General features: G+C 41.9%; 22 protein-coding genes. 16 read left to right on the top strand and 6 right to left on the bottom strand.

What is annotated here, in order from left to right; genetic code table 11:
* Together K1X76_11785 and K1X76_11780 are read left to right on the top strand one after the other, a co-directional pair.
* Positions 1–1,289, top strand: a 1,289-nt coding sequence (locus K1X76_11785) for a hypothetical protein (GenBank protein MBX7149744.1), incomplete at its 5' end; no start/stop codon positions are given.
* 4 nt (positions 1,290–1,293) lie between these two features.
* Positions 1,294–1,665 (top strand): type II secretion system protein GspG, encoded by a 372-nt coding sequence (locus K1X76_11780; GenBank protein ID MBX7149743.1) that lies wholly within the window; start codon positions 1,294–1,296, stop codon positions 1,663–1,665.
* A 245-nt stretch (positions 1,666–1,910) separates the two neighbouring features.
* On the opposite strand, the gene K1X76_11775 is transcribed toward K1X76_11780, so the two are convergent.
* Together K1X76_11775 and K1X76_11770 are read right to left on the bottom strand one after the other, a co-directional pair.
* Complete coding sequence (locus K1X76_11775) at positions 1,911–2,555, bottom strand: transposase (protein ID MBX7149742.1); 645 nt, start codon at positions 2,553–2,555, stop codon at positions 1,911–1,913.
* A 183-nt stretch (positions 2,556–2,738) separates the two neighbouring features.
* Positions 2,739–2,987 (bottom strand): zinc ribbon domain-containing protein, encoded by a 249-nt coding sequence (locus K1X76_11770; protein MBX7149741.1) that lies wholly within the window; start codon positions 2,985–2,987, stop codon positions 2,739–2,741.
* A gap of 68 nt (positions 2,988–3,055) precedes the next feature.
* Here K1X76_11770 and recN point away from each other — a divergent pair, with 68 nt between their 5' ends.
* The 6 genes from recN (at position 3,056) to K1X76_11740 (ending at position 10,234) form a co-directional block, all read left to right on the top strand.
* A complete protein-coding gene (gene recN / locus K1X76_11765) occupies positions 3,056–4,765 on the top strand; it encodes a DNA repair protein RecN (protein ID MBX7149740.1) in 1,710 nt (569 codons plus the stop codon).
* Positions 4,766–4,810: 45 nt separating this feature from the next.
* On the top strand, positions 4,811–5,572 hold the full coding sequence (locus K1X76_11760) for a Stp1/IreP family PP2C-type Ser/Thr phosphatase (protein MBX7149739.1): 762 nt from the start codon (positions 4,811–4,813) through the stop codon (positions 5,570–5,572).
* A gap of 120 nt (positions 5,573–5,692) precedes the next feature.
* On the top strand, positions 5,693–6,628 hold the full coding sequence (locus tag K1X76_11755) for a peptidoglycan DD-metalloendopeptidase family protein (protein MBX7149738.1): 936 nt from the start codon (positions 5,693–5,695) through the stop codon (positions 6,626–6,628).
* A 31-nt stretch (positions 6,629–6,659) separates the two neighbouring features.
* Positions 6,660–7,919, top strand: coding sequence for a hypothetical protein (locus K1X76_11750; GenBank protein ID MBX7149737.1), 1,260 nt, complete (start codon positions 6,660–6,662; stop codon positions 7,917–7,919).
* A 6-nt stretch (positions 7,920–7,925) separates the two neighbouring features.
* On the top strand, positions 7,926–8,321 hold the full coding sequence (locus K1X76_11745; GenBank protein MBX7149736.1) for an SCP2 sterol-binding domain-containing protein: 396 nt from the start codon (positions 7,926–7,928) through the stop codon (positions 8,319–8,321).
* Positions 8,322–8,347: 26 nt separating this feature from the next.
* Positions 8,348–10,234, top strand: coding sequence for a hypothetical protein (locus K1X76_11740; protein ID MBX7149735.1), 1,887 nt, complete (start codon positions 8,348–8,350; stop codon positions 10,232–10,234).
* On the opposite strand, the gene K1X76_11735 is transcribed toward K1X76_11740, so the two are convergent.
* Positions 10,209–11,360 carry an acyl-CoA dehydrogenase family protein gene (locus K1X76_11735; protein ID MBX7149734.1) on the bottom strand — a complete coding sequence of 384 codons (1,152 nt, stop codon included), beginning with the start codon at positions 11,358–11,360 and terminating at the stop codon, positions 10,209–10,211. The two genes, K1X76_11740 and K1X76_11735, sit on opposite strands and share 26 nt — an antisense overlap.
* Before the next feature lie 330 nt (positions 11,361–11,690).
* Here K1X76_11735 and K1X76_11730 point away from each other — a divergent pair, with 330 nt between their 5' ends.
* The 6 genes from K1X76_11730 to K1X76_11705 all read left to right on the top strand — a co-directional run bounded on the left by K1X76_11730 (position 11,691) and on the right by K1X76_11705 (position 17,456).
* Entirely contained in the window at positions 11,691–12,920 is a 1,230-nt protein-coding gene (locus tag K1X76_11730) for a hypothetical protein (GenBank protein ID MBX7149733.1), read from the top strand.
* A complete protein-coding gene (locus K1X76_11725) occupies positions 12,920–13,090 on the top strand; it encodes a hypothetical protein (protein ID MBX7149732.1) in 171 nt (56 codons plus the stop codon). The genes K1X76_11730 and K1X76_11725 overlap by 1 nt, the downstream gene beginning before the upstream one ends.
* 55 nt (positions 13,091–13,145) lie before the next feature.
* Complete coding sequence (mutL, locus tag K1X76_11720; protein ID MBX7149731.1) at positions 13,146–14,942, top strand: DNA mismatch repair endonuclease MutL; 1,797 nt, start codon at positions 13,146–13,148, stop codon at positions 14,940–14,942.
* Between the two features lie 125 nt (positions 14,943–15,067).
* Entirely contained in the window at positions 15,068–15,970 is a 903-nt protein-coding gene (gene miaA / locus K1X76_11715; protein ID MBX7149730.1) for a tRNA (adenosine(37)-N6)-dimethylallyltransferase MiaA, read from the top strand.
* Positions 15,967–16,890, top strand: a complete 924-nt coding sequence (locus tag K1X76_11710) for a histone deacetylase (protein ID MBX7149729.1) — start codon at positions 15,967–15,969, stop codon at positions 16,888–16,890. Before miaA ends, K1X76_11710 begins: the two co-directional genes overlap by 4 nt.
* An 8-nt stretch (positions 16,891–16,898) precedes the next feature.
* Positions 16,899–17,456 (top strand): peptidylprolyl isomerase, encoded by a 558-nt coding sequence (locus K1X76_11705; protein MBX7149728.1) that lies wholly within the window; start codon positions 16,899–16,901, stop codon positions 17,454–17,456.
* A 33-nt stretch (positions 17,457–17,489) separates the two neighbouring features.
* On the opposite strand, the gene K1X76_11700 is transcribed toward K1X76_11705, so the two are convergent.
* Together K1X76_11700 and nadB are read right to left on the bottom strand one after the other, a co-directional pair.
* Positions 17,490–18,206: a phosphocholine cytidylyltransferase family protein gene (locus tag K1X76_11700; GenBank protein ID MBX7149727.1), complete on the bottom strand. Its 717-nt coding sequence runs from the start codon at positions 18,204–18,206 to the stop codon at positions 17,490–17,492.
* Positions 18,203–19,795, bottom strand: coding sequence for an L-aspartate oxidase (gene nadB / locus K1X76_11695; protein ID MBX7149726.1), 1,593 nt, complete (start codon positions 19,793–19,795; stop codon positions 18,203–18,205). The genes K1X76_11700 and nadB overlap by 4 nt, the downstream gene beginning before the upstream one ends.
* A 131-nt stretch (positions 19,796–19,926) precedes the next feature.
* Here nadB and pgsA point away from each other — a divergent pair, with 131 nt between their 5' ends.
* Positions 19,927–20,511 carry a CDP-diacylglycerol--glycerol-3-phosphate 3-phosphatidyltransferase gene (pgsA, locus tag K1X76_11690; GenBank protein ID MBX7149725.1) on the top strand — a complete coding sequence of 195 codons (585 nt, stop codon included), beginning with the start codon at positions 19,927–19,929 and terminating at the stop codon, positions 20,509–20,511.
* Complete coding sequence (dut, locus tag K1X76_11685) at positions 20,508–20,957, top strand: dUTP diphosphatase (GenBank protein ID MBX7149724.1); 450 nt, start codon at positions 20,508–20,510, stop codon at positions 20,955–20,957. The genes pgsA and dut overlap by 4 nt, the downstream gene beginning before the upstream one ends.
* A gap of 54 nt (positions 20,958–21,011) precedes the next feature.
* Here dut and K1X76_11680 read toward each other — a convergent pair.
* A partial coding sequence (locus tag K1X76_11680; protein ID MBX7149723.1) for a hypothetical protein occupies positions 21,012–21,385 on the bottom strand: 374 nt, incomplete at its 5' end.

Below are 21,385 nucleotides of genomic sequence, written 5' to 3'. Positions count from 1 at the left end.
CTTCATCATTATTTTCAACCGATTATACGTATGACGATATCGGCAGAATTACCGATATTGCTGAAACGGTAAATGGTTCATCCAATACATATCATTATGTCTACGATACGGCTGGTCGTTTACAAACGGCCACCATCAATGCGTTAAGTGCAACATATACCTACGATGACAATGGCAATCGCCTCACCAAAACGGGAATTGCCGGAACGGCTACGTATGATGATCAAGATCGTTTACTCACGTACAATGGTAATATATATACCTATAACGATAATAGTGATTTAGAAACCAAAACAAGTGCTCAAGGAACAACGAGTTATACTTATGATGAGCTTGGAAACTTGATGCATGTTATTTTACCTAATGGCGATAGCATTGATTACATCATCGACGGTCAAAATCGCCGTGTCGGTAAAAAAGTAAATGGAACATTGGTACAGGGCTTTTTATATCAAAACCAGCTTGAACCAATTGCCGAGCTTGATAGTTCCGGAAATATTGTTGCAAGATTTGTGTATGGCACAAAACCCAACGTGCCCGATTACATGGTTAAGGATGGAATTACGTACCGGATTATTTCCGATCACCTTGGAAGTCCGCGCCTTGTAATTAACTCTAGCGATGGCAGTATTTTTCAGCAAATAACCTACGATGCGTTTGGTAATATTTTGCAAGATACTAATCCTGAATTTCAACCATTTGGATTTGCGGGTGGAATTTATGACCAGAACACGAAGGTGATACGCTTTGGAGCGCGGGATTACGACGCGGAAACCGGAAGATGGATTTCAAAAGATCCAATTATATTTAACGGTGGGAATAGCAATTTATATGGATATGCTCTCAATGATCCGATAAATTATATTGATCTCATAGGGCTAGATGAAAGAGATGTGCAAATTATAATGAGTGATGTCAATGTACGTTATAATTTAGATAAACCAAGCGAGGTATATTATGCCGATTTATCAGGCGGTACTGGAAAAGCTGGAACTTCTAACGTGATAACAAATTCAATAACCCTACCATTAGAACAAAAAAATGCTAAGTTGACTAAGGAAGAATTTGGTAAACTATATGGCACTTTGTATCATGAGATGCGACACATCAGTGCTAGTCCATTTAATGAAATCAAACAAAGCGTAAGAGAAATAATGTCTGGGAGATTAACTAAAGAGCACGAAGCTATTTTTAATGAAGAGTTCCAAATAACCTATAACAGTGCTATTCCTGATGACCTATATAATTCAACCAGAGAGGATTCCTACATAAATAATTGTATGGATTAATATTATGAATAAAAAAATAGTACTAACAGTTTTAAGCCTTGTCATATTTATCGCTTTAATTTCTGTAATTCATTTATCAAAAAAAGTTGACACGTTTTATCAATATCAAACAGCGCAACAAGCTTGGATAGGTAAGGAAATTGAAAAATATAAAGCCACCAAGGGTACCTACCCACAAACCGAATCAAATTTAACTGAACTCAATCCAGACTTGGATCAGAATAAGTTGGGTATGCTTTTTACTGACAAATGGGGTAATCATGTACTTTATTTGTCCCCAGGAGTTCACAATAAAAATTCTTTTGATCTTTGGTCTTATGGTGCTGATGGCAAGCCTGGTGGCGAAGGCGAGAATGCAGACATAACAAATTGGTAGGAATTTAAGTACCGGGTACAAAATAAAAACAAAGGCAAGAATAGGTGAGATGATGGGATTTTTAAAGTGTGTGCATGAGTTCTGGTTGAAAAAATTTTATATTTTGTTTTAGCTTTAGGTAATTTTATCTTTTTTTGCGGGATTTTTTTCTGGGTAACAATATTAAACTTCTTAAAAGGCTGCTTTTTGACGAGCTTGTCCATCAATTTTATTTTTTATTCGTTTTAAAATCCAAAAAATATTTTTTAAGTATAATCATACCGTGTTCTTTTTCTTTTAATCCGTTTCATGTTAGGAAATTGTAGTAATATTTTAAGCTCTTGTTCTTCGTGGTCCATTAAAGTTTCTACAAATTTTCTAAATTCTATCATTCTTATTTTGTGATTAAGTCCAAAGTTTGAAAAGTTTCTAAAAGGCGTAATGAGAGGATCCTTTTTTCCGTAGGCATAATAATGATAACTGCTCCATTTGGTGTGCTTTACATGTTTAACCATACCGGCACGTATCTGGTTGCGGTAAATATAACGTTTTACAATTTTTTCGTATCGATCACTGTCTATTACCGAGCATTTAAAGCGTTCTTTAAACAAGTGTCCATTTCGTTTATGAGTTTTATTGTAGGTAATAGCAAAGCGCCACGTCATGTCGTGCATAAATTTAGAAAAATCAGCAGCAGAACCTACTTCTATTGTTAAATGACAGTGGCTATTCATCCAAATATAGCCTGTTATTTTAATGGAAGGGTATTTTTTAAGGTAACGCAGGGCAATTTTTTGCCACATTTTAAAATGCTTATCAGAATTAAAGCGGTAGTCTTTATTGTTAAACTGCATGCGCGCATGCACCACGCAGTTATCATAAAGGTAGTCTTGTCTGTTAGTGCGAGACATAGCGTTGCTATAAGCAAGTGTAATGCCAAAAATCTAAAATATTGAAAAATAAGGGAATTGAAAAATGAAGAGTCTCATGAGTGTTGCAAAATGAGACTCAACAGTCCGATTTTGAGACTCTGTGTTTAAAGTACCAGGTACATATAGGAAAAAAAGAGAGAGGCCGTAGTTGAAATAGAGGGGTTAATCTGCCTTCTTAGAAGTTTTTGTTTCCGTAGGCTCCGGTTTTTTGCTTTCTTTTTTAGATGAAGAACTTCCTGCGTAATCGGTTTTATACCAGCCAGTGCCTTTTAAGTGAAAAGCCGATTCGGAGATCTGTTTGGTTAGCTTCCCGCCGCATTTTTCGCACTTTTTAAGCGGTTTATCGCTAATTTTTTGAAGTATTTCGTAATTTTTCTTACATCCTTCACAATAGTATTCATACAATGGCATATTGTCATCCTTCCAACTTTTGCATTTTGGGGCTTGATTAATAAGGCCTGTTTATTTATTCGTCAAGTGTGCTCCTTCATCTTTCTATCCATAATTTTGCCCTTATCGAAAAAGCCGATTTAGACTTCACTTCGGGCTTTACCGTGCTTTCGGGTGAAACCGGGGCCGGTAAATCTATTCTTATTGAAGCTTTGGGGCTTATGGTGGGTGAAAAAGCCAATACCGATATTGTGCGCCATGGCTTTAAAGAAGCTGTGGTAGAAGGCGTATTTCAAGTTTCTGCCGAGCTAAAAGAGCTGTTGGAAACCATGGGGCTTGATGAGGGAAACGAGCTTATTATTAGGCGTCATGTGGCTTTAGAAGGGCGCTCTAAAATTTTTGCGAATGGGAAAAGCCTCACACTCTCGCAACTGCAAGAAATTGGGCCGCTCTTAATTGATATTTCGGGGCAGCACGAAAATCAGGTTTTACTGAATCCTAAAAACTATATTTCTATTTTAGATAAAACAGCCTTAAGTCTTAACGCACCTTCCAAAAAAGAAATCTCTTACGAAAGCATTTTAGAAAACTATCGCGAAACTTACAGTCGTTACACGGCGCAAAAAAAAGAAGTGGAAAAGCTGTATCAAATGGCGCGTGAAAAGGGCGATAAATTTGAATTTTTAAAATTTCAGTTACAGGAATTAGATAAAGCTGGAAACATTGATATCGAAGAAGAAGATAAACTACTCATCGAGAAAAAACGTGTTAAAAATGCAGAGGCGCTTCATCAACTGGTATCAAACGCACTTACGCTTACTTCCCGTGATGATGGCGCATTGGGGCAAGTAGGGGAGGCTTCTAAAAATATGGGTAAAGCCTCTCAAATGGATGAAAGTTTAAATTCTTTTGTGGCCCGTCTTGATGCTTTACGCAGTGAGCTTGAAGAGATTGTGGGTGATATTGAAAGTTATAGTGACAAACTCTCCATCGATCCCGCGCGTTTGGATGTGATTGAATCACGTCTTTATCTCTTGTTTGATTTAAAGCGCAAATATGGCCCCACCTTAGAAGATGTAGTGCGCCGTCATGAAGAAGTTAAAAAACAAATTGGAGCTATGGAAAATAGTGATGATGTGATTCGTGAAGCCGAAAAGACCCTGCAGGCTCTTCAAAAAGAATTAATCCAAAAAGCAGCTCTTTTAACCGCAAGCCGTAAAAAACTGGCACAGGCTTTTGAAAAACAAATTCAGAGCGAGCTTAAAGATTTAGCCATGCCGCAGGTAAAGTTTTCCATACACTTTGATGCCGATGTAACAGATGTTAACCGTTTTACTGCTGATGGCGCTGATAGCATTCGCTTTTTATTATCGGCTAATCCTGGTGAGCCGTTAAAACCTATTGCGGCCATTGCTTCGGGCGGCGAACTATCGCGTATTCTTTTAGCGGTTAAAAAAGTTCTTACATCGTCGTCTAAAACGGTCACTTTTATTTTTGATGAAATTGATACCGGTATTGGTGGGGCAGTAGCGGCTACTGTGGGATTAAAGCTTAAACAAATTGCCAAAGATAGCCAGGTTTTGGTGGTTACACATTTACCTCAAGTGGCAAGCCTTGCCGATCATCACTTTAGTATTGAAAAACAATTTTTAAAGGATTCGTCTAAAACACTCATCCGTATTCTTGCAGCAAACGAACGCGAAGAAGAAATTGCGCGTATGCTGGGTGGGCTCAATATTACCGATAAAACGCGGGCGCATGCGCGCGATATGCTTAAAACCGGACGGAATTTCCTTTGACTTCTCAACGTGAATCTTTAAGATAACCTCTTCTGGGTGGAGACTATGAAGATTGTTGCACATGGATTAACTGACGTTGGCCGTAAAAGAAATCATAACGAAGATTCTTTTCTCATTAATGAAAACCTGCGTTTATTTGTAATTGCCGATGGCATGGGTGGGCATTCGGGTGGTGAATTTGCCAGCCGTTTGGCTGTTTCTACCATCGAAGAAGTCATTCAAGGTATTAATTCCGATCCTGAGGCTACCGTGATTTCGGGAGTTAATACCGATGAGGCCGAATATGGTGATCGTCTTAAATACGCTATCCAAATGGCTTCCAGCAAAATTTATGATCGAGCTCTTTATGATACAGCCTTAAAGGGTATGGGTACCACCACTGTGGCTGCTATTTTTTACGACCGAGAATTGTATATTGCCAATGTAGGTGATTCGCGGGCTTACCTGTTTCATGCCAATAAAATACGTCAGGTTACCGTAGACCATTCTCTTGTTTCCGAACAAGTGCAGGCGGGGGTGATTTCTCAAAAAGATGCCAAAGCCCATCGTCTCAAAAACATCATCACACGTTCTGTGGGCTATCAGGAAGAAGTGGAAATTGATTTGGAAAAGTTTGAAGTGCATATGGGCGATAAACTGCTCTTATGCTCCGATGGTTTGTCGAATATGGTGGAAGATGGCGATATTGAAAAGATTGTAACCACTCATAGCCCTAAAGAAGCCTGTAAAAAGCTTGTTGACGCAGCAAATCAAGGTGGTGGCGAAGATAACGTGTCGGTAGTTATTGTTGAAGTTGTTGAATTATAAAGATTTTTTATTAAAATCCCCTCATTTAAAGTTTGACATTTACTCCCAAAATCGTTAATTGAAAATAATTAGCAACTCTTTGTTCTTATTGCCGATAATATTAATGAGAGAGGTGGTTTTTTGAATTTAGGCGGCTATCACATTATTTTTGTCCCGCGCGATCCCAAGAAAACAAGGCGTTTTCATTTTTCATCGTTTTCGGCCCGTATTGTAGCATTGTGCTCGGTGTTGGTTGTGCCCATTGTGGTGGGATGTTTGTTTGCAGCCGTACATTATCAAAACCGCATTATTGCATTAAAAAGCCAAATGGCCGAAGAGCATCAGCTGTTAGAGCAAAAAGAAGTTCTTATTACTAAACTTTCCAGCATAGAGCGTTCTCTTTCCAACGCAGAAGATTCCGTTAAAAATTTAGAGCAAAAATTAGATCTTGAAACCGGCAACTTAACAGGTGGTTTAGGGCCGTTTGAAAAGGACCGCGAGTATGCTCATTTAGAGGGTGGTCTTGATCATACCGAACCACTTCTCAACACGGTTGCCGAAGGTAAGCCTGTGGGGCTTAAAAAAGTACGCGACAAAATGAACGAAGTTTCAACCCGCATTTCCAATTTACTGGCAAAATCTCAGGAAATTTACGAAATCAATCAAGATAAAATCCGTTTCTTTCAATCTACCCCCAATAGTATGCCGGTGAATGGTTGGATTACTTCAGGTTTTGGTTTTCGCAAGTCGCCTGTATCCAGTATTTTTAAAATGCATTATGGAATTGATGTGGCGTCTCCTATTGGCACGGGCATTCAAGCCAGTGCCGATGGCAAAGTATTGGTGGCTGAATACGAAGGTGGTTATGGTAACAAGGTTGTGTTAGAGCACGATTATGGAATTACTACCGTATATGGCCATGCCTCTAAACTTTATGTAAAAGCCGGCGATAAGGTGAAAAAAGGGGATGTTATTGCCGCCGTGGGGTCTACCGGTTCGTCCACTGGTCCGCACGTGCATTACGAAGTATATGTGGATGGTATTCCTACCGATCCGCTTAACTATATTGTAAAGTAGAGCATAAGAGGGGAAAACGAGGGAGGGTTTCGTGAAATATTTCATTTCGTGTATTCATGCTATTTTAATTTCTCTTTTATTATGCGAGCCAGTGGTATGGGCCTCGGGTAAGTCGATGGTATTGGTAGAATCATATTCATCCAAACCACATCCTAAATCATCCGAGTTTTTAGCTCTTCTTGAAAACTACATTATTAAATCCGAAAAGTTTAACGTGATTAACCGCGATACGGTACGCAAGGTGTTGCAAGAAGCAAGTGCCAGTGAAGAAACTCCCATTCTTAAAACTAGAGGTGATGATTTATTTTTGGATGCGCAAGGAGCTTATTTAAATCTTGATTTTAAACTGACTAAAGCTCATTTGGCTTCCGCCGTTGCCGAACTTGAAAAAAATCCGGGAGCTATGGGTGGCCTTTATAAATCGCATTTGCTGATGGCGCAGGTGCTGCTTGAAGAAAATCAAAATGTATTGGCCGAAAATGAAATGGAAAAAGCCATCCGTTTAAATCCATCTCAAAAAGAATTACCCATAAGCGAGTATTCGCCGGCTTTGGCCAAAACTTTTAAGGCTGTTGCCAAAAAAATCAGTATCGATCCTAAAACTATAAGTATTGTTTTAAAAGACGATAAAACCCCAGTTTATGTTAACGGTGTTTCTCACGGAACAGGATTAAAAGTTTTAGTACCTGTTGATTTCTCACAGTCTAATATTGTTTCGGCAGGTACTACCAGGCTTACCAGCCAAAAATTATTGGCAAATAAAATTATAGAAACTGTAACTTTTGATAATGTATCTGCTAGTGTTGTTGCTAAAAAAGAAAATCCAACAGGTTTAAAATCTTCTGTTTCCGAATATCCTTTGGCCGATGCTTATCAGTTGGGTGTTAAAACGCATGCCGATTATGTAACCGTATTTCGTTTTGAATCGGCAGGTTATGTAAGTCGTGTGCATGTACAGGTTTTGGATGTAAAACGTCAATCGATTAGCAAAGCTAAAGTTATAGATATGACGAGTGTAAACGATTATTTGGCATCGGCCTCTACCTTTGCTGGTGATTATGTGGTAGGTCTTAAAACCGAAGATTATTCAAAAGAAAAAGGTGTCGATTTACCTGTTCTTATGGGAAAAAAGAAAAAATCGAGCCCGGCTTTATGGGCTATATTGGGTTTAGCAGTAATTGGAGGGGGTGTGGGTGCGGCAATGGGAATGAGTGGAGGAGGCGGTGGTGGCGGTGGTGGTTCAACCGATACCTCTGTTTCCCTGTCAGGTCCATCGCCATCCAGTCCTTGATAAATTATGGGTTATTTTCAAAGCGGGGAAGTTCTAAAAAAAGTGTTGGGTGGTTTTTTTGAACAATTGGCCTCACATGCCGAAATTGGGCCTAAACTTCTAGATTCTAAAATGGTGATCAAGTTCATTTATCGTGAACCCGATGCTTCCATCACTATCGATTTAAAAAACGAAAATCCTGTATTTACTTTTGACGATGCTGCCAAAAAGGCCGATGTGGAAATGAGCATGAAGGCCGATACAGCGCACAAGTTTTGGTTGGGTGACGTTAATTTGGTGGTAGCTTTAGCGCGACGTGAAATTACTGCCAAAGGGCCTATCCCTAAAATTTTAAAACTTTTGCCTATTATTAAGCCGGCTTACAAGCTGTATCCCGATTACATTAAAGGTAAGCTTACATAAGGTGTTCCTTTTAATGTGAGGAATACATGCGGCAATTCTTATTTTTTATTTTCATTTTTATTAGTGCGTGCACTCAGAGTGAGCATCCATTTCATTCTCATTATTTAACCGCCCGTTTGTTGGTGTCTCGGGCGTCTTCTGGTGGTCCTACTTCATTTGCTCTTATTTTTAATCATCCCATGGTGGATGATAAAACACTTTATATAAAAGCAGACCCCGTTTTTAAAGTTATGCCCAAGCTTGCTGGGGAGGGTTACTGGATTGATGAGAATACTTATTACTTTGAGCCTAATACCCAAACTTCTGCCAACCGGTATACGTTGGTAATTCCAGGAGGGATGAGATCGCGTGATGGTGTTGTCGCTTTAACCGATCAAAAGCTTTATTTATTGCCCGATTCCCCGCATCTTATCAATATTAGTCCTCCTGCGCATGATAACCTAGGCCCGCGCGAAGCTTTGCGGCTTACATGGAATAGCCGCCCGTCTTTGGCCGAACTAAAGGCTTATATTCGTGTGGATGTGTTTAGCCCTGAGGCTGGTGTAAATACAAAAGGCTGGCCCATTGAAGTGCGCACCGAGGGGGATAATATTGTACTTGTAACTCCCAAAACGCCGTACCCTGCACGTGGCGAAGTAACATTATATATCAGTAAAAAACTTTTTCGTTCTGATGAGGAGCAAATTTATAAAATTGCGGTTGCCCATCCTTTTATTTTAAATCCTGTTTCTTGCTTGCCGGTGTGTGATCCTACGGTTCCGGTCACACTTCATTTTTCAAACCCCGTATCAAAAACAGAGCTTATGCAGTATTTGCGCTTTGATCCTCCGGTAGAGGAGCTAAGCTTTACAGATGTGGGAGGTGAAAAGGAATGGGAGGTGAAAGGCTATTTTACGCCCGATGCCAAATATGAAATTGTGATTGATAAGTCTCTTAACGATGTTCATGGACAGTTTTATAGCGGCAATACAAATATAGCCCTTGCTTTTAAAGCAGTGGAGTACACATTAACGTATAAGCCTTCCTTTAAAAAAGAATTTCCCAACATGCCAAAAAAAGTTTTTGAAGGTTATGCCAATGCCAACGCTTTGCCTTTTGTTGTTTATTTGCCAGAAACGGTGGATGAAAAGCAGGTTACAAAAGTGGAATGGGGCTATCCTCATAAAATTGAAAAATTTGGAGAGACCGATAATTTAAGTCACGAATCCTTGATGCTGCCACCTCCTGACGCACGCAATAAAAAACTTACTTTATATTTGTCGCCGGCCCCTTTGATGGGGGATAAAGCTCAAGATCCAGGTCAGTCGTTAGCTTTTGGAGCTATGGTTCAAAGCAACGATAGGGTTTTAATTGAAAGCGTGTTCCATAGTACTACCGACAGGCCTTTAGTGTGGCCTTTAGATCCATCCGAACTCACAGGGTCTGATTTGTATTTTAGAAAAAATGGGGAGGGAAAATTATATTATGGTTATATGCTAGAATACGATTCACCAGGGCCCGATACCCGTAATCCCGATGTTGCTGTAAGTCAGAGTCAAAGCGGAACATTTATGCTGGGTGATGCGGTTACTGTGCGTAATGTCCTTGTTCTTAAAAAAGATTTTTCACCCGTTACTGTACGCGAGTTGTTTGCCCGTAATATGCATGTGATCCCGGAAAGTGCACGTTTTACCCCTTGTGAACAGCAGGAAGGGTGCAATATTGTTTTTGATAAAAATGAAATGAGTGTGTCGTTTACAAGTCTTGCGGCTGGTGTGTATGAGTGGACATATTCGGGCACACTGGATGAAGCAGGATATTATCCCTATGCCGGTTTATCGCTTACAAGCGGTGATTCTGTATTGTACGCACCTCACTGGCACGAGTTTGAAATTAAACCCGTAACATCTACAAACCCAGATGACGTGAAATAACCAAGCGTTGAATTTCGGAAGTTCCTTCACCAATTTCCAGTAACTTTTGATCGCGATAAAATTTGGCAGCAGGGTATTCTTCCATAAGTCCGTACCCACCGTGAAGTTGCACACAGTGGTTGGCAACGCGATAAAAAACTTCGCTGCAATACAGTTTAGCCATGGCGGCTTCTTTGCCAAAAGGACGATTGTTGTCGCGTAGCCAGCAAGCTTTGTATAAAAGGTTACGGGCAGCTTCAATTTCCATAGCGCAGTCTGTTAGTTTAAACGCGTTAATTTGAAAAGTGCCAATGGGTTTGCCAAAGGCTTTACGTTCTTTCGCGTAAGCTAAGGCTGCTTCAAATGCTCCCTGGGCGCCGCCCAAGCCCATGGCCGCAATACTTAAGCGGCCTTGGTCGAGTGTTTGCATCATTTGTTTAAACCCGTCGCCGCGTTTGCCTAAAAGATTTTCTTCGGGTACCTGAACGTTATCAAAATACAATTCACCGGTATTGCTGGCACGCCATACCAGTTTTTTGTGCATGGTTTTAGACGTAAAACCGGGGGTACCTTTTTCCACAATAATACAACTTACTTCTTTTTTTCCGGTAGAGGCTACACCCGTAATAGCCTGAACGGTAATTCCGGCCGTAATATCGGAGGATGAATTGGTGATAAAAATTTTGGATCCGTTAATTGTCCATTTGCCATCTTTAAGCTCGGCGCGTGTTTTGGAATTTTGTGCATCACTGCCGGCATCGGCTTCGGTAAGTCCAAACCCCCATAATTTTTTGCCGGAGCATAAATCGGGCAGGTATTTTTGCTTTTGTTCTTTGCTTCCAAAATAATAGAGGGGGCCAATGCCCAAAGAGTTTTCGGCAGCAACGGTAGCGGCTTGTGAGGCATCTACTCTGGCTAATTCTTCTACTGCAATAATATAAGATACATAATCCAAACCTTGACCTCCCCATTCGGGAGATACTGTCATTCCAAAAAGACCCAGTTCGGCCATTTTTTTAACAAGGTCATACGAGAATTCTTCCTTTTCATCTAAAATTTGGCGTACAGGTTTAATTTCTTTTTCCGCAAAATCGCGCACACTTTGGCGCAGCATGTTTTGTTCGTCGGTTAAATCGTAGGAGAGCATATTTGGGTCCTTTCAAATGAGGGCATTGAGTATCGGTATTAAGGTGAAAAATCAAATGTATTTATCAATTCTGTCAATCCCCTAACCCAAGGTTAGGGGATAAGTGTTTCTAATTTTTTAGAGTGGCAAACAGCCACTCTAAAAAAAGAAACACTAATCAAACAGGCAAACAGAGCCCTAAATGGGCTCTGGCAAACTGTGCGATAGTATAATGCCTTAAATGCCCTATAACGCAGTGCGTATTGACCTTTGAATCAAACTCAAATAATTGGCAATTTTTACATCATTTTTAGCAACTATTTAGCAAAGTTGCCGATAACTTGTGTAGGTATGATCAAACCTTTTTCTACATCTAGCCTTACTAAAGCCTTTAGAACAAGTAAGTATTTGAAATTGTTAAGTAATTTTCTTGTTTTTCCACTCGTATTTTCAAGCTTTATAGGCTGTGGCAGTGATAACCAGTATACCAAGCAATTACTAGCCGACCCCTTTGTGACCAAGCTTTATTCCGATGTGAGTAAAACCATCAACATCAACGTTCCCGATACCTCTCATGTAAGTTGGGTGGCTCTTGAGCAAAAAATTGGCGAAAAGTTTTTTAAGATTGAAGAAATAAAAATTGGAGATGCACCTGTTACCAGCGCAAAATCATCTCCTACCTTGTTGTTATTTGATGGCGATGTAGCGGCCATAGATTCTGGCGAATCACACACCATTACCGTAAAAATTAAATACAATCCCATTAAAGCAATTACGGAAGATAATAGTGGTAATTTTATTCCGCATCGTGCGGCCCTTGTTATTGTGGCCGATGATGGTGGAAAGCAGGGTACCATTAGTGTGGCTTTAGAAGGTTACACACAAGGCGTTTGTACCGATTGCTTTGAACCTATTACGGGCAGTTATGAATATACATTAGATGAAGACACCGATGGTGATGGGGATCCCGATTTTCAATTTTATTTGTGTGATTCAACGGCTATTCCTTCTAATTTACAAGCTCCAGGTAAACTTCCGGATGGTACCGATCCTTCGGTGCCTTATAACATCAGTACAATTAATTTAACTCAGGAGGCTACCGGCCAAGATGTGCCGCACATTACGGTTTATACCAGTAAAGACTCCGACAAAATTATTATTGATAGTGGTAACTTTGATAACGACCCATCAATTCCCAAGTTTTCGATGCCAGTGCCGGGAGGCAAGCCGGTTGCGGCCGTTGATGTAGAAATGGAAAAAGGACGCCAGGCTGTATGCCCTATGGATGCAAGCGGTATTATTACGTGTTCCGATGTAACCGATTCCGGTGTGATTTTGAGCATTTTAGGTGGTGTGGTTCCTGTGTCGCCCTTAACTTTAACTAACGGTAAATTGGAAAATGTTGGTAATACAGAATGCCCTGGTTTTGGTACCTGGACCGGTAGTGGCAAATTAACTGACGACACCATGACCGTTGTAGCCATGGGTGAAGTGCTTGATTCGGATAACAGTGTAATTAAAGAAACTGGCATTACCGGTGCTTTAGTGGTAGCCGTGATGAAACTTAAAAAGATTAAATAATGAAAAAGAAACTTACATTAGTAGCGCTTTTTACTGTTTATCAATTTTTTATTCCCTTTGTAACATCTTATTTAAGCAAGGGCTATGCGCGTCATTATACGGCCGAAGCGAAACAGTTGGATGTTACTTTTCAGCAAATATCATTTTCCGAAACCTGTTCTGTTCGATAAACTTTCCTTTAACAACATCATTGACCCTAACTCACGAATAGCATAAGCCTTTTACATGCCCGATATTGCGCAACTGCCTGATGTATTGGTGAACCGCATTGCTGCTGGGGAGGTTATTGAACGGCCTTCTTCGGTGGTAAAAGAGCTTGTCGAAAATGCTCTAGATGCTGGGGCAACCGAAATATCCGTGGATTTATCCCAAGGGGGTAAAAAATCAATTGTAGTTAAAGATAACGGCTGCGGCATCAAACCCGAACAACTTAAACTTTCTATTCATCGGCATACAACCTCCAAAATTAAAACTCTCGACGATCTCGACCGCATCAATACCATGGGTTTCCGTGGAGAAGCCCTGGCCTCCATGGCCTCTATTGCCAAACTTAAAATTACCAGCCGCTCGCGCGAAACTCAGAGCCCGGCCCATGAGATAGAAGTAGAAGGTGGCGAGATTATACATTTTGGTGAAACGGGGCATGATTATGGGACTACGGTTTCGGTTAAATATTTGTTTCATCACACGCCCGCACGTTTAAAATTTTTAAAATCGAACGAAACCGAGCTGTCGCACATTAGCGATTTTTTAACCAAGTGCGCTCTTATTAATCCTCAAGTAGGTTTTAAGCTTTTTCATGACGATAAAAAAATAATCTCTGTTCGCCCTACAGCTCAACTTAAAGAACGCGTGCGCGAACTTTTTGGGGCCGATATTTCGGAATGGATTTATCCCATTAGTCATCAGCACGATTCTATTTCTGTTACTGGTTTTGCCGGGCATCCGCAATTGGCACGTTCGCATCAGCGCGATATGTATCTGTTTGTGAATGGCCGCCCGGTGCGCGATAAAGTTATTTTTCATGCGCTGATTGAGGCCTATCGAAATTTACTGATGCACGGGAAATATCCGTTTGTGATTGTGAATATGACCATGCCGCACGAGATGGTGGATGTGAACGTTCATCCGGCAAAAACTGAAGTACGTTTTGTGAATGGAAATGTCATGCACAGGCTTGTAACCGATGCCTTGCGTAAAACTTTGGCAGAATCGCCCTGGTTTGAGACCACCGCAGCGCCGTCTTATTCGATTCCTCCAAGTATAGATCAGAGTAGGGGCATGGCGCGCCATGCACCTACGGTGTTGCCTTCATCGTATACCCTCAGCACCGGTGCGTTTAAGAACGATAACGAACTGGTCAGTTCTCTAAAGCAAAATATAGAACCGATTCAAGAACCTGAAACCCAACGGGCCATTCAGTTTGCGCATACTCCTTTTGGTGAACTAACGGTAATTGGTCAGCTCTCGGGTACTTATATTTTGTGTCAGGGTCGGGATAAGCTTGTGCTTATCGATCAGCATGCGGCCCACGAACGTGTGGGTTTTGAAAAATTATTATTGGAGCAGGAGAAGGGTGGTATTCATAAACAAAATCTTCTCATTCCTGAAACGTTTGATCTTAATCCGTCGGATGCCGAAGTGCTTAAACAATATTTAGATGACTTAAAACCCTATGGCCTCGATATCGACCACTTTGGTGGTAATACATTTGTGGTGCGGGCTTATCCATCGCTTTTACAAGGCAAACTCAATATCAAAAATATGGTTTTGGATTTTGTGGGAGAAGCTTTAGAGCGTGGGCGGATTGATAGTTTAAAAGACAAGATGAACCATGTGCTGGCGACGATGGCCTGCCATGCGGCGGTGCGCGCGCATGATGTGTTGGGCCGGCATGAAATGGAAGCGCTTTTAAAAGATTTGGACCAGTATCATTTTACTTCGTTTTGTCCGCACGGGCGGCCGGTGATGGTGGAAGTGACGGAATACGAAATTCAGAAGTGGTTTAAGAGGATTGTTTAAGAGTAACCCCCTCCCGTCCTCCCCCTTACTCTAAGGGGGAGGGGCGTGTTTCCAAACTATATTTTGTTAGTAAGTCCTCCTCCCTTAGAGTAAGGGAGGAGACAGAGGTGGGTTACTCTTCAAGTATGACAAATCTAAAGAAAATTATCGTCATCGTTGGCCCTACTGCCGTAGGTAAATCGCAGGTAGCTATTCATTTAGCCAAAAAATTTGGTGGGGAAATTCTTAACTTTGACTCGCGCCAGGTTTATCGGGAAATGACCATAGGCACTGCTAAACCCTCAGAAACGGAATGGGGCGGCGTGCCGCACCATTTGTTTGATGTATGTGATGCGGGGGATAAGTGGGATGCAGCTAAAATGCGTGAGTTAGCTGTTCCTTTAATTGATAAAATAAAATTACCGTTTGTGGTGGGGGGAACCGGGCTTTATATTCGTAATTTACTCTTTGGCTTTTTTGAAGGGGCTAAGGCTAATGCTGATATTCGATTAAAACTCGAAAAGGAAATTGAGGAAAAAGGTCTTCTTGCTTTGTATCACAAATTAGAATTGATCGATCCGCAAGCTGCTAAAAAAATTCATCAAAATGATTCCACGCGTATCATCCGGGCTCTGGAAGTGTTTGAACTTACCGGTAAACCCATGAGTGTTCATCAAAAGGAACATGGTTTTGCCAAGCCGTTTTACAATTATCTTAAAATTGGAATCGACATGGACCGGGCAGAACTTTATCGCAGAATTGATAGTCGTGTGGATCAAATGATAGAAGCGGGTTTAGAAGACGAAGTAAAAAAACTCACAGAAAAGTATGGGCGTGATGGGGTATTGGCTAAAGCCATCGGGTACGCCGAATGGTTTGACTATTGGGATAAAAAACAAAGTATAGAAGAGACCATTGCGGCCATTAAACAAAATAGCCGTAAATATGCCAAACGTCAGCTTACCTGGTTTAGGCATGAAGAGGATATTAAGTGGTTTAAGGCAGGCGATGTTGAGGGTATGGAAAAAATGATTGCGGAGTTTTTATGAAGCGTACTGGTATTTTATGGGATGAAGTGTATTTAGGCCATTTGCGCGGTGTGGCTCATCCCGAAAGGCCCGAGCGTCTGCAAGCTATTCAGGAAATTGTGGATGAATTGGGCGACTATGTAAAAATAGATCCCCGCATGGCCACCGATGATGAAATTCTTACGGTGCATACTCCCGGGCATTTAAACAGCATCAAACAAATTAAAGAACAAGGAACTGGATATTTTGATGGCGATACACCGTTTACTATTGGTTCCTATAACGCCGCTTTTAAGGCGGCCGGTGGTGTGCTTGAGCTTACGGAGCAAATCCACGACGGAAAACTGGAGAACGGTTTTGCTTTTGTACGCCCGCCCGGGCATCATGCCGAGGCAAACCATCCCATGGGTTTTTGTTTGTTTAATAATATTGCCATTGCTGCCGAATATCTTGTTCGCCAGAAAAGTCTTTCTCGCGTTGCTATTATTGATATTGATGTTCATCATGGTAACGGCACGCAGCATTCGTTTTATAAGCGTGCCGATGTTTTTTATATTTCTACTCATCATTATCCGTTTTATCCTGGCACGGGATCTGCCGGTGAAAAAGGCGAGGGTGCAGGTTTGGGTTATACGCTGAATGTGCCGCTTGCCGGCGGGGCCGATGATGATGCTTATTTTAAATCTTACGACAATTTAATTTTGCCTGCCTTGCAAGATTATAAGCCAGAGTTTATGCTTATTTCTGCAGGCTTTGATGCGCATTATCGGGATCCGCTGGGTGGGCATAAAATGACAAAGGATGGTTTTAAAAAAGTGGCGCAGCATTTAAATGAAGTGGCCAAAAAATACAGTGCAGGAAAAATTTTATATGTACTTGAGGGTGGATACGATTTAAAAGGCTTGCAGGAGGGTGTTGGGGCTGTGCTTGATCAACTATAAGGAGAACTATGAAAAAAATTATTTTATTGGTGTTTTTATTTTTATCCACTATACCGGCTCTTTCACAAGGAGAACCTATGAAAGTAAGCGAGCCCAAAGCGGCACAAAAATTTGAAGAAGGTAAAAAATATATTGCCATCATTAAAACTACCAAAGGTGTTATTGTTTGCGAGCTTAACCCTCAAAAAGCTCCCCTTGGTGTTACAAATTTTATTCAACTGGCTAACGCTAAATTTTATGACGGTTTAACTTTTCACCGTGTTGTTCCTAACTTTGTCATCCAGGGTGGCGATCCCAAAGGTACCGGTAGCGGCGGTCCTGGGTATACTATTCCTGCCGAAATTGGCCTTCCTCACGTGCAAGGAGCGCTGGCTTGGGCTCGTTTAGGCGATGAAGTGAACCCCGAACGTCGTTCCAGCGGTTCTCAATTTTACATCACGCTCGAACCGACACCGTTTTTAGATGGTGGTTATTCTGTTTTTGGTTTGGTGACATCCGGTATGGATGTGGTGAAGAAAATTGCCCAGGGCGATAAGATGGAATCGGTTACTATAGAGGCAAAATAATCCGTGGTGTAGGGGCGCACGGCCGTGCGCCCTTTACCGGTTCGCCTCATTCAAATCATCCACAGTATCAATTTCGCTCCAGGCTAATCCGTCTGTGAGCTGGTAGCTAAAACTATCGCTAGCGGCTTTAATGAGTTTATTGATGCCGTCTTCGTAATAATACGTCTTATTTTCTTCTTCGGTGAGTTGATCTAAAATCTTTTTAAGCGAATTACTCGTCGTGGCACCCAGTTTGAGCATCCCAATATATTCACCCAACGAATCGTTAATGGCTGTTTTTTTGGAGAGGAGGGTGATGTTTTGTTTGTTATCGATAGTCGCTTTCATGGCTTCGGCGTTTAAGCGGGCGTGATCGCCATCAACCATCAGGATATTTTCGCCTTTATTTTGCAGCAAGTTTTCCAGAATCTTTTTATCGTAAACAAGGTCGCCATCTAAAAGTAAAAAAGAACCTGGAGAGACATCGAGAGCTAACTTAAGAGAGTAAGCATTGTTGGTATTGTTATAAATGCTATTGCACACAGCGGTGATGGATAAAGACGAAGAGTAGTTTTTAATGTAGCTTTGTAATTTGGCATCTTCAAAACCGGTCACAATAATTACATTCTTAATTCCGCAGGCTTCAAGGTGTTTAAGAGAGCATTCTAAAATGGTTTTCCCTTTAACTGTGAGTAGGCATTTAGGGGTTTCTTTTGTAAGAGGCATCAGCCGCGAGCCAAAACCGGCGGCTAAAATAATGGCAGTGGTCATAGTAAGGTATCCTTTTTTTCGGTGTCTAAAGATTCTGGGTAATCGATATTAAAATGAAGCCCGCGCGATTCTTTTCTTTTAAGTGCACAATCTATCAGCATTTCAGCAACACAAGCCAGGTTGCGTAATTCAATTAAATCGCGCGTGAGTGTAAAATTCCAGTAATATTCCTTAATTTCTTCGGCTAACAATTGGATGCGATGCTTGGCACGCTCCAGGCGTTTGTTAGAGCGCACAATACCCACATAATTCCACATGAAGCGGCGTATCTCATCCCAGTTTTGTGTGATGACCACGGCATCGTTACTATCGGTAGCATTGCCAGCATTCCAAGTTGGAATGGAGACTTGAGAAGTAGGCCTTTTCTTATCTTCCAAAATAGAACGGCTGGCATAATCGGCCATGGCAATGGCTTCGAGTAACGAATTAGAGGCTAAACGGTTAGCACCATGAAGCCCGGTGCAGGCAGTTTCGCCTACGGCATACAGATTGTCTATCGACGTTTGTGCTTTTTCATTTGTTAATACACCGCCACAGAAGTAGTGGGCGGCAGGGACTACCGGAACAGCTACTTTGGTCATATCAAAACCCGCTTTTAAACAGCCTTCATAAATATTGGGAAAGCGTGATTTGATAAAATCTGCTCCCTTGTGAGAAAGATCAAGCAGTACATAATCGTGCCCATTTTTTTTCATCTCAAAATCAATCGCGCGCGCCACAATATCGCGCGGGGCTAAATCTTTTAACGGGTGATGCTTTTCCATAAAGGCTTTGCCGTCCAAAGTTTTTAAAATGCCACCTTCACCGCGTACGGCTTCCGATATCAAAAATGTCCGCAAACTTTGAGCGGCTTGGCTGGGGTTATACAAACAAGTAGGGTGGAATTGCACAAATTCCAAATTAGCCATCGTCGCTCCCGCACGATGAGCCATGGCCATGCCGTCTCCGGTGGCTACGTCCGGATTACTGGTGTAGAGATAGACTTTACCAGCACCACCTGTGGCCAGTATGGTGTAAGAGGCCTCGAGTGTTTTAATTTTTTTAGTTTTGGTATCCAGTACATAAACCCCAAGACATTCGTTTGTTTGGGAGGAAGGGTTTATTTTTTGCGTGGTGATGAGATCGATGGATACATGATGCTCTAAAATTGTCACGTTGGGATGCGAGCGTGCTTTACGCAAGAGGGCCGATTCTAACTCGTTGCCCGTGATATCGCCGGCATGTAATACGCGCCGTTTGGAGTGGCCGCCTTCCTTGCCTAAATCGAAGCTTTTATCATCCCGCTTAGAAAACTCTACGCCCCAGGCTACCAGTTGGTCGATTAAGCGGGGCCCATCTTTTACTATTTTTAATACAATATCATCGTGGCAAAGGCCTGCTCCAGCCGTGTGGGTATCTTTAATATGCGATTCAAAATTATCGGTTTCGGATGTTACCGAGGCAATACCGCCCTGGGCATAGCGGGTGTTGGCTTCCATGGCCTCGCGCTTGGTGACAATGGTTACTTTAAAGTTATCGGCAAGTTTAAGGGCACTGCTTAAACCCGCTATACCACTGCCAATTACTAAAATGTCGGTTTTGCTGAGCATATTGATGCTGTGAGCTGTCCATCAAGAGTATGCTCAGCACAATCGATTGTTAATCGATGTAAAAAGCATGTCTTTACAAGTCCTTTTAAAGATAATACTTTCTTTTACTCATGCAAAGCAACAGACGCAAAGTGTTTTTTAGCCTCCCTAATCTGCTTACCTACTTCAGAATTGTGGTCATTCCAGTTTTGATGGTGATGATGATGGTTCAGGGTGATCATCGCACGCTCTTGTTTAATCAATGGATGGGTTTTTTTTCGGCTCTATTATTTATATTGGCTGGAATTACCGATGTCATTGATGGCCATTTGGCGCGTAAATATGGGCAGGTGAGTATTATTGGAAAATTTTTAGACCCCATGGCCGATAAGCTTATTATGATGGCGGTGATGGTGCTGATGATTCCCATGGGGCGCCTTCCGGCCTGGCTTGTGGTACTTCTTTTGTTCCGTGAAACGCTCATTACCGGCTTGCGCTCGGTGGCAGCGGGTGAGGGGATTATTATTGATGCCGATAAGTTGGGAAAAAAGAAAACAATCTGTTTTAACATTGGGCTATCGGCGCTGCTTATTTATTATCCGCTACCTTATCTTCATACCAGCGCCTATACCGTAGGTTGGTTTGCGATGATTTTAGGTTCTGTTTTAAGCTTAATTTCTGGATATTTTTACATGAGCCGCTTTTTTAAAGAGATGAGCCAGAAGAATAAATTATGATACAACCTATCCTCAAAATAAAAAAAGTACGTCCTCAAAGTTTACTATTACCAGCCTATCAAACGCCAGGTGCGGCCGGTGCCGATTTAACGGCTTGCCTTGAAAAACCCGTTATTCTTGAGCCTGGGCAACGGGCCTTAATCCCTACCGGTTTATCTTTTGAAATCCCACTCGGGTACGAGGTGCAAATTCGCCCGCGTAGTGGTTTGGCGCTTAAAAAAGGGATTTCCATGGTGAATACTCCGGGCACCATCGATAGCGATTATCGTGGTGAAGTAGGGGTGATACTCATTAATTTAGGTCAAGAATCCGTGACGATTGAACATGGCGAACGTGTAGCCCAAATGGTGATGGCTCCTGTGGTGCAGGCTCAGTTTGTAGAGGCGGATAGTTTAAGTGATACCGCGCGCGGGGCGGGCGGGTTTGGGAGTACGGGAACGAAGTAGTTAAGGATGTGCGCCCAGAATGCTGCGCATTCTGGACAGCACTTTTTAACTACGTTAAAAAGTGCGGTACTGTTTGGATGAAATTCTAACCTTTTTTGACGAGAACCCCAACCAATGAAGCCGCCCCGCCGCCGCTCGCTGACGCTCGCCAGCCAGCAAAAAAGTTTTCTTCACTTTTCCTGATTTGCGCGCGCCGATTTTTTCTTCTAAAAGGAAAAGAAAACTTTTTTGCTGGCTTCTGCTCCTGACAGAGCAGGCGGCGGGGCTGGCCTCTTTTTGTATTCGCTCCGGCATGGCGGAATTCCCCCCAAACCCCCCTTCCGCCATGCCTCCGCTCAAAAGCAGGCGGGCAAAAATTCCTTCCCCCCAACCCCCTTCCTTTTTGCCCGCCTGCTTGGGCTTCGCCCTGAAATTTTTTTGCGGGGCTA

The organism is bacterium (genome assembly GCA_019695305.1).
GTDB lineage: Bacteria > UBA10199 > UBA10199 > UBA10199 > JAIBAG01 > JAIBAG01.
This window is presented reverse-complemented; position numbering and strand designations above follow the sequence as displayed.

What these genes read in the sequence shown, in the direction of transcription:
- K1X76_11770 (MBX7149741.1), bottom strand. Translation starts at nt 2,987, where the DNA reads ATGCCATTGTATGAATACTATTGTGAAGGATGTAAGAAAAATTACGAA.
- K1X76_11705 (MBX7149728.1), top strand. Translation starts at nt 16,899, where the DNA reads ATGAAAAAAATTATTTTATTGGTGTTTTTATTTTTATCCACTATACCG.
- K1X76_11725 (MBX7149732.1), top strand. Translation starts at nt 12,920, where the DNA reads ATGAAAAAGAAACTTACATTAGTAGCGCTTTTTACTGTTTATCAATTT.
- K1X76_11745 (MBX7149736.1), top strand. Translation starts at nt 7,926, where the DNA reads ATGGGTTATTTTCAAAGCGGGGAAGTTCTAAAAAAAGTGTTGGGTGGT.
- K1X76_11730 (MBX7149733.1), top strand. Translation starts at nt 11,691, where the DNA reads ATGATCAAACCTTTTTCTACATCTAGCCTTACTAAAGCCTTTAGAACA.
- K1X76_11780 (MBX7149743.1), top strand. Translation starts at nt 1,294, where the DNA reads ATGAATAAAAAAATAGTACTAACAGTTTTAAGCCTTGTCATATTTATC.
- miaA (MBX7149730.1), top strand. Translation starts at nt 15,068, where the DNA reads ATGACAAATCTAAAGAAAATTATCGTCATCGTTGGCCCTACTGCCGTA.
- K1X76_11740 (MBX7149735.1), top strand. Translation starts at nt 8,348, where the DNA reads ATGCGGCAATTCTTATTTTTTATTTTCATTTTTATTAGTGCGTGCACT.
- nadB (MBX7149726.1), bottom strand. Translation starts at nt 19,795, where the DNA reads ATGCTCAGCAAAACCGACATTTTAGTAATTGGCAGTGGTATAGCGGGT.
- K1X76_11710 (MBX7149729.1), top strand. Translation starts at nt 15,967, where the DNA reads ATGAAGCGTACTGGTATTTTATGGGATGAAGTGTATTTAGGCCATTTG.
- K1X76_11760 (MBX7149739.1), top strand. Translation starts at nt 4,811, where the DNA reads ATGAAGATTGTTGCACATGGATTAACTGACGTTGGCCGTAAAAGAAAT.
- K1X76_11700 (MBX7149727.1), bottom strand. Translation starts at nt 18,206, where the DNA reads ATGACCACTGCCATTATTTTAGCCGCCGGTTTTGGCTCGCGGCTGATG.
- dut (MBX7149724.1), top strand. Translation starts at nt 20,508, where the DNA reads ATGATACAACCTATCCTCAAAATAAAAAAAGTACGTCCTCAAAGTTTA.
- mutL (MBX7149731.1), top strand. Translation starts at nt 13,146, where the DNA reads ATGCCCGATATTGCGCAACTGCCTGATGTATTGGTGAACCGCATTGCT.
- K1X76_11775 (MBX7149742.1), bottom strand. Translation starts at nt 2,555, where the DNA reads ATGTCTCGCACTAACAGACAAGACTACCTTTATGATAACTGCGTGGTG.
- K1X76_11735 (MBX7149734.1), bottom strand. Translation starts at nt 11,360, where the DNA reads ATGCTCTCCTACGATTTAACCGACGAACAAAACATGCTGCGCCAAAGT.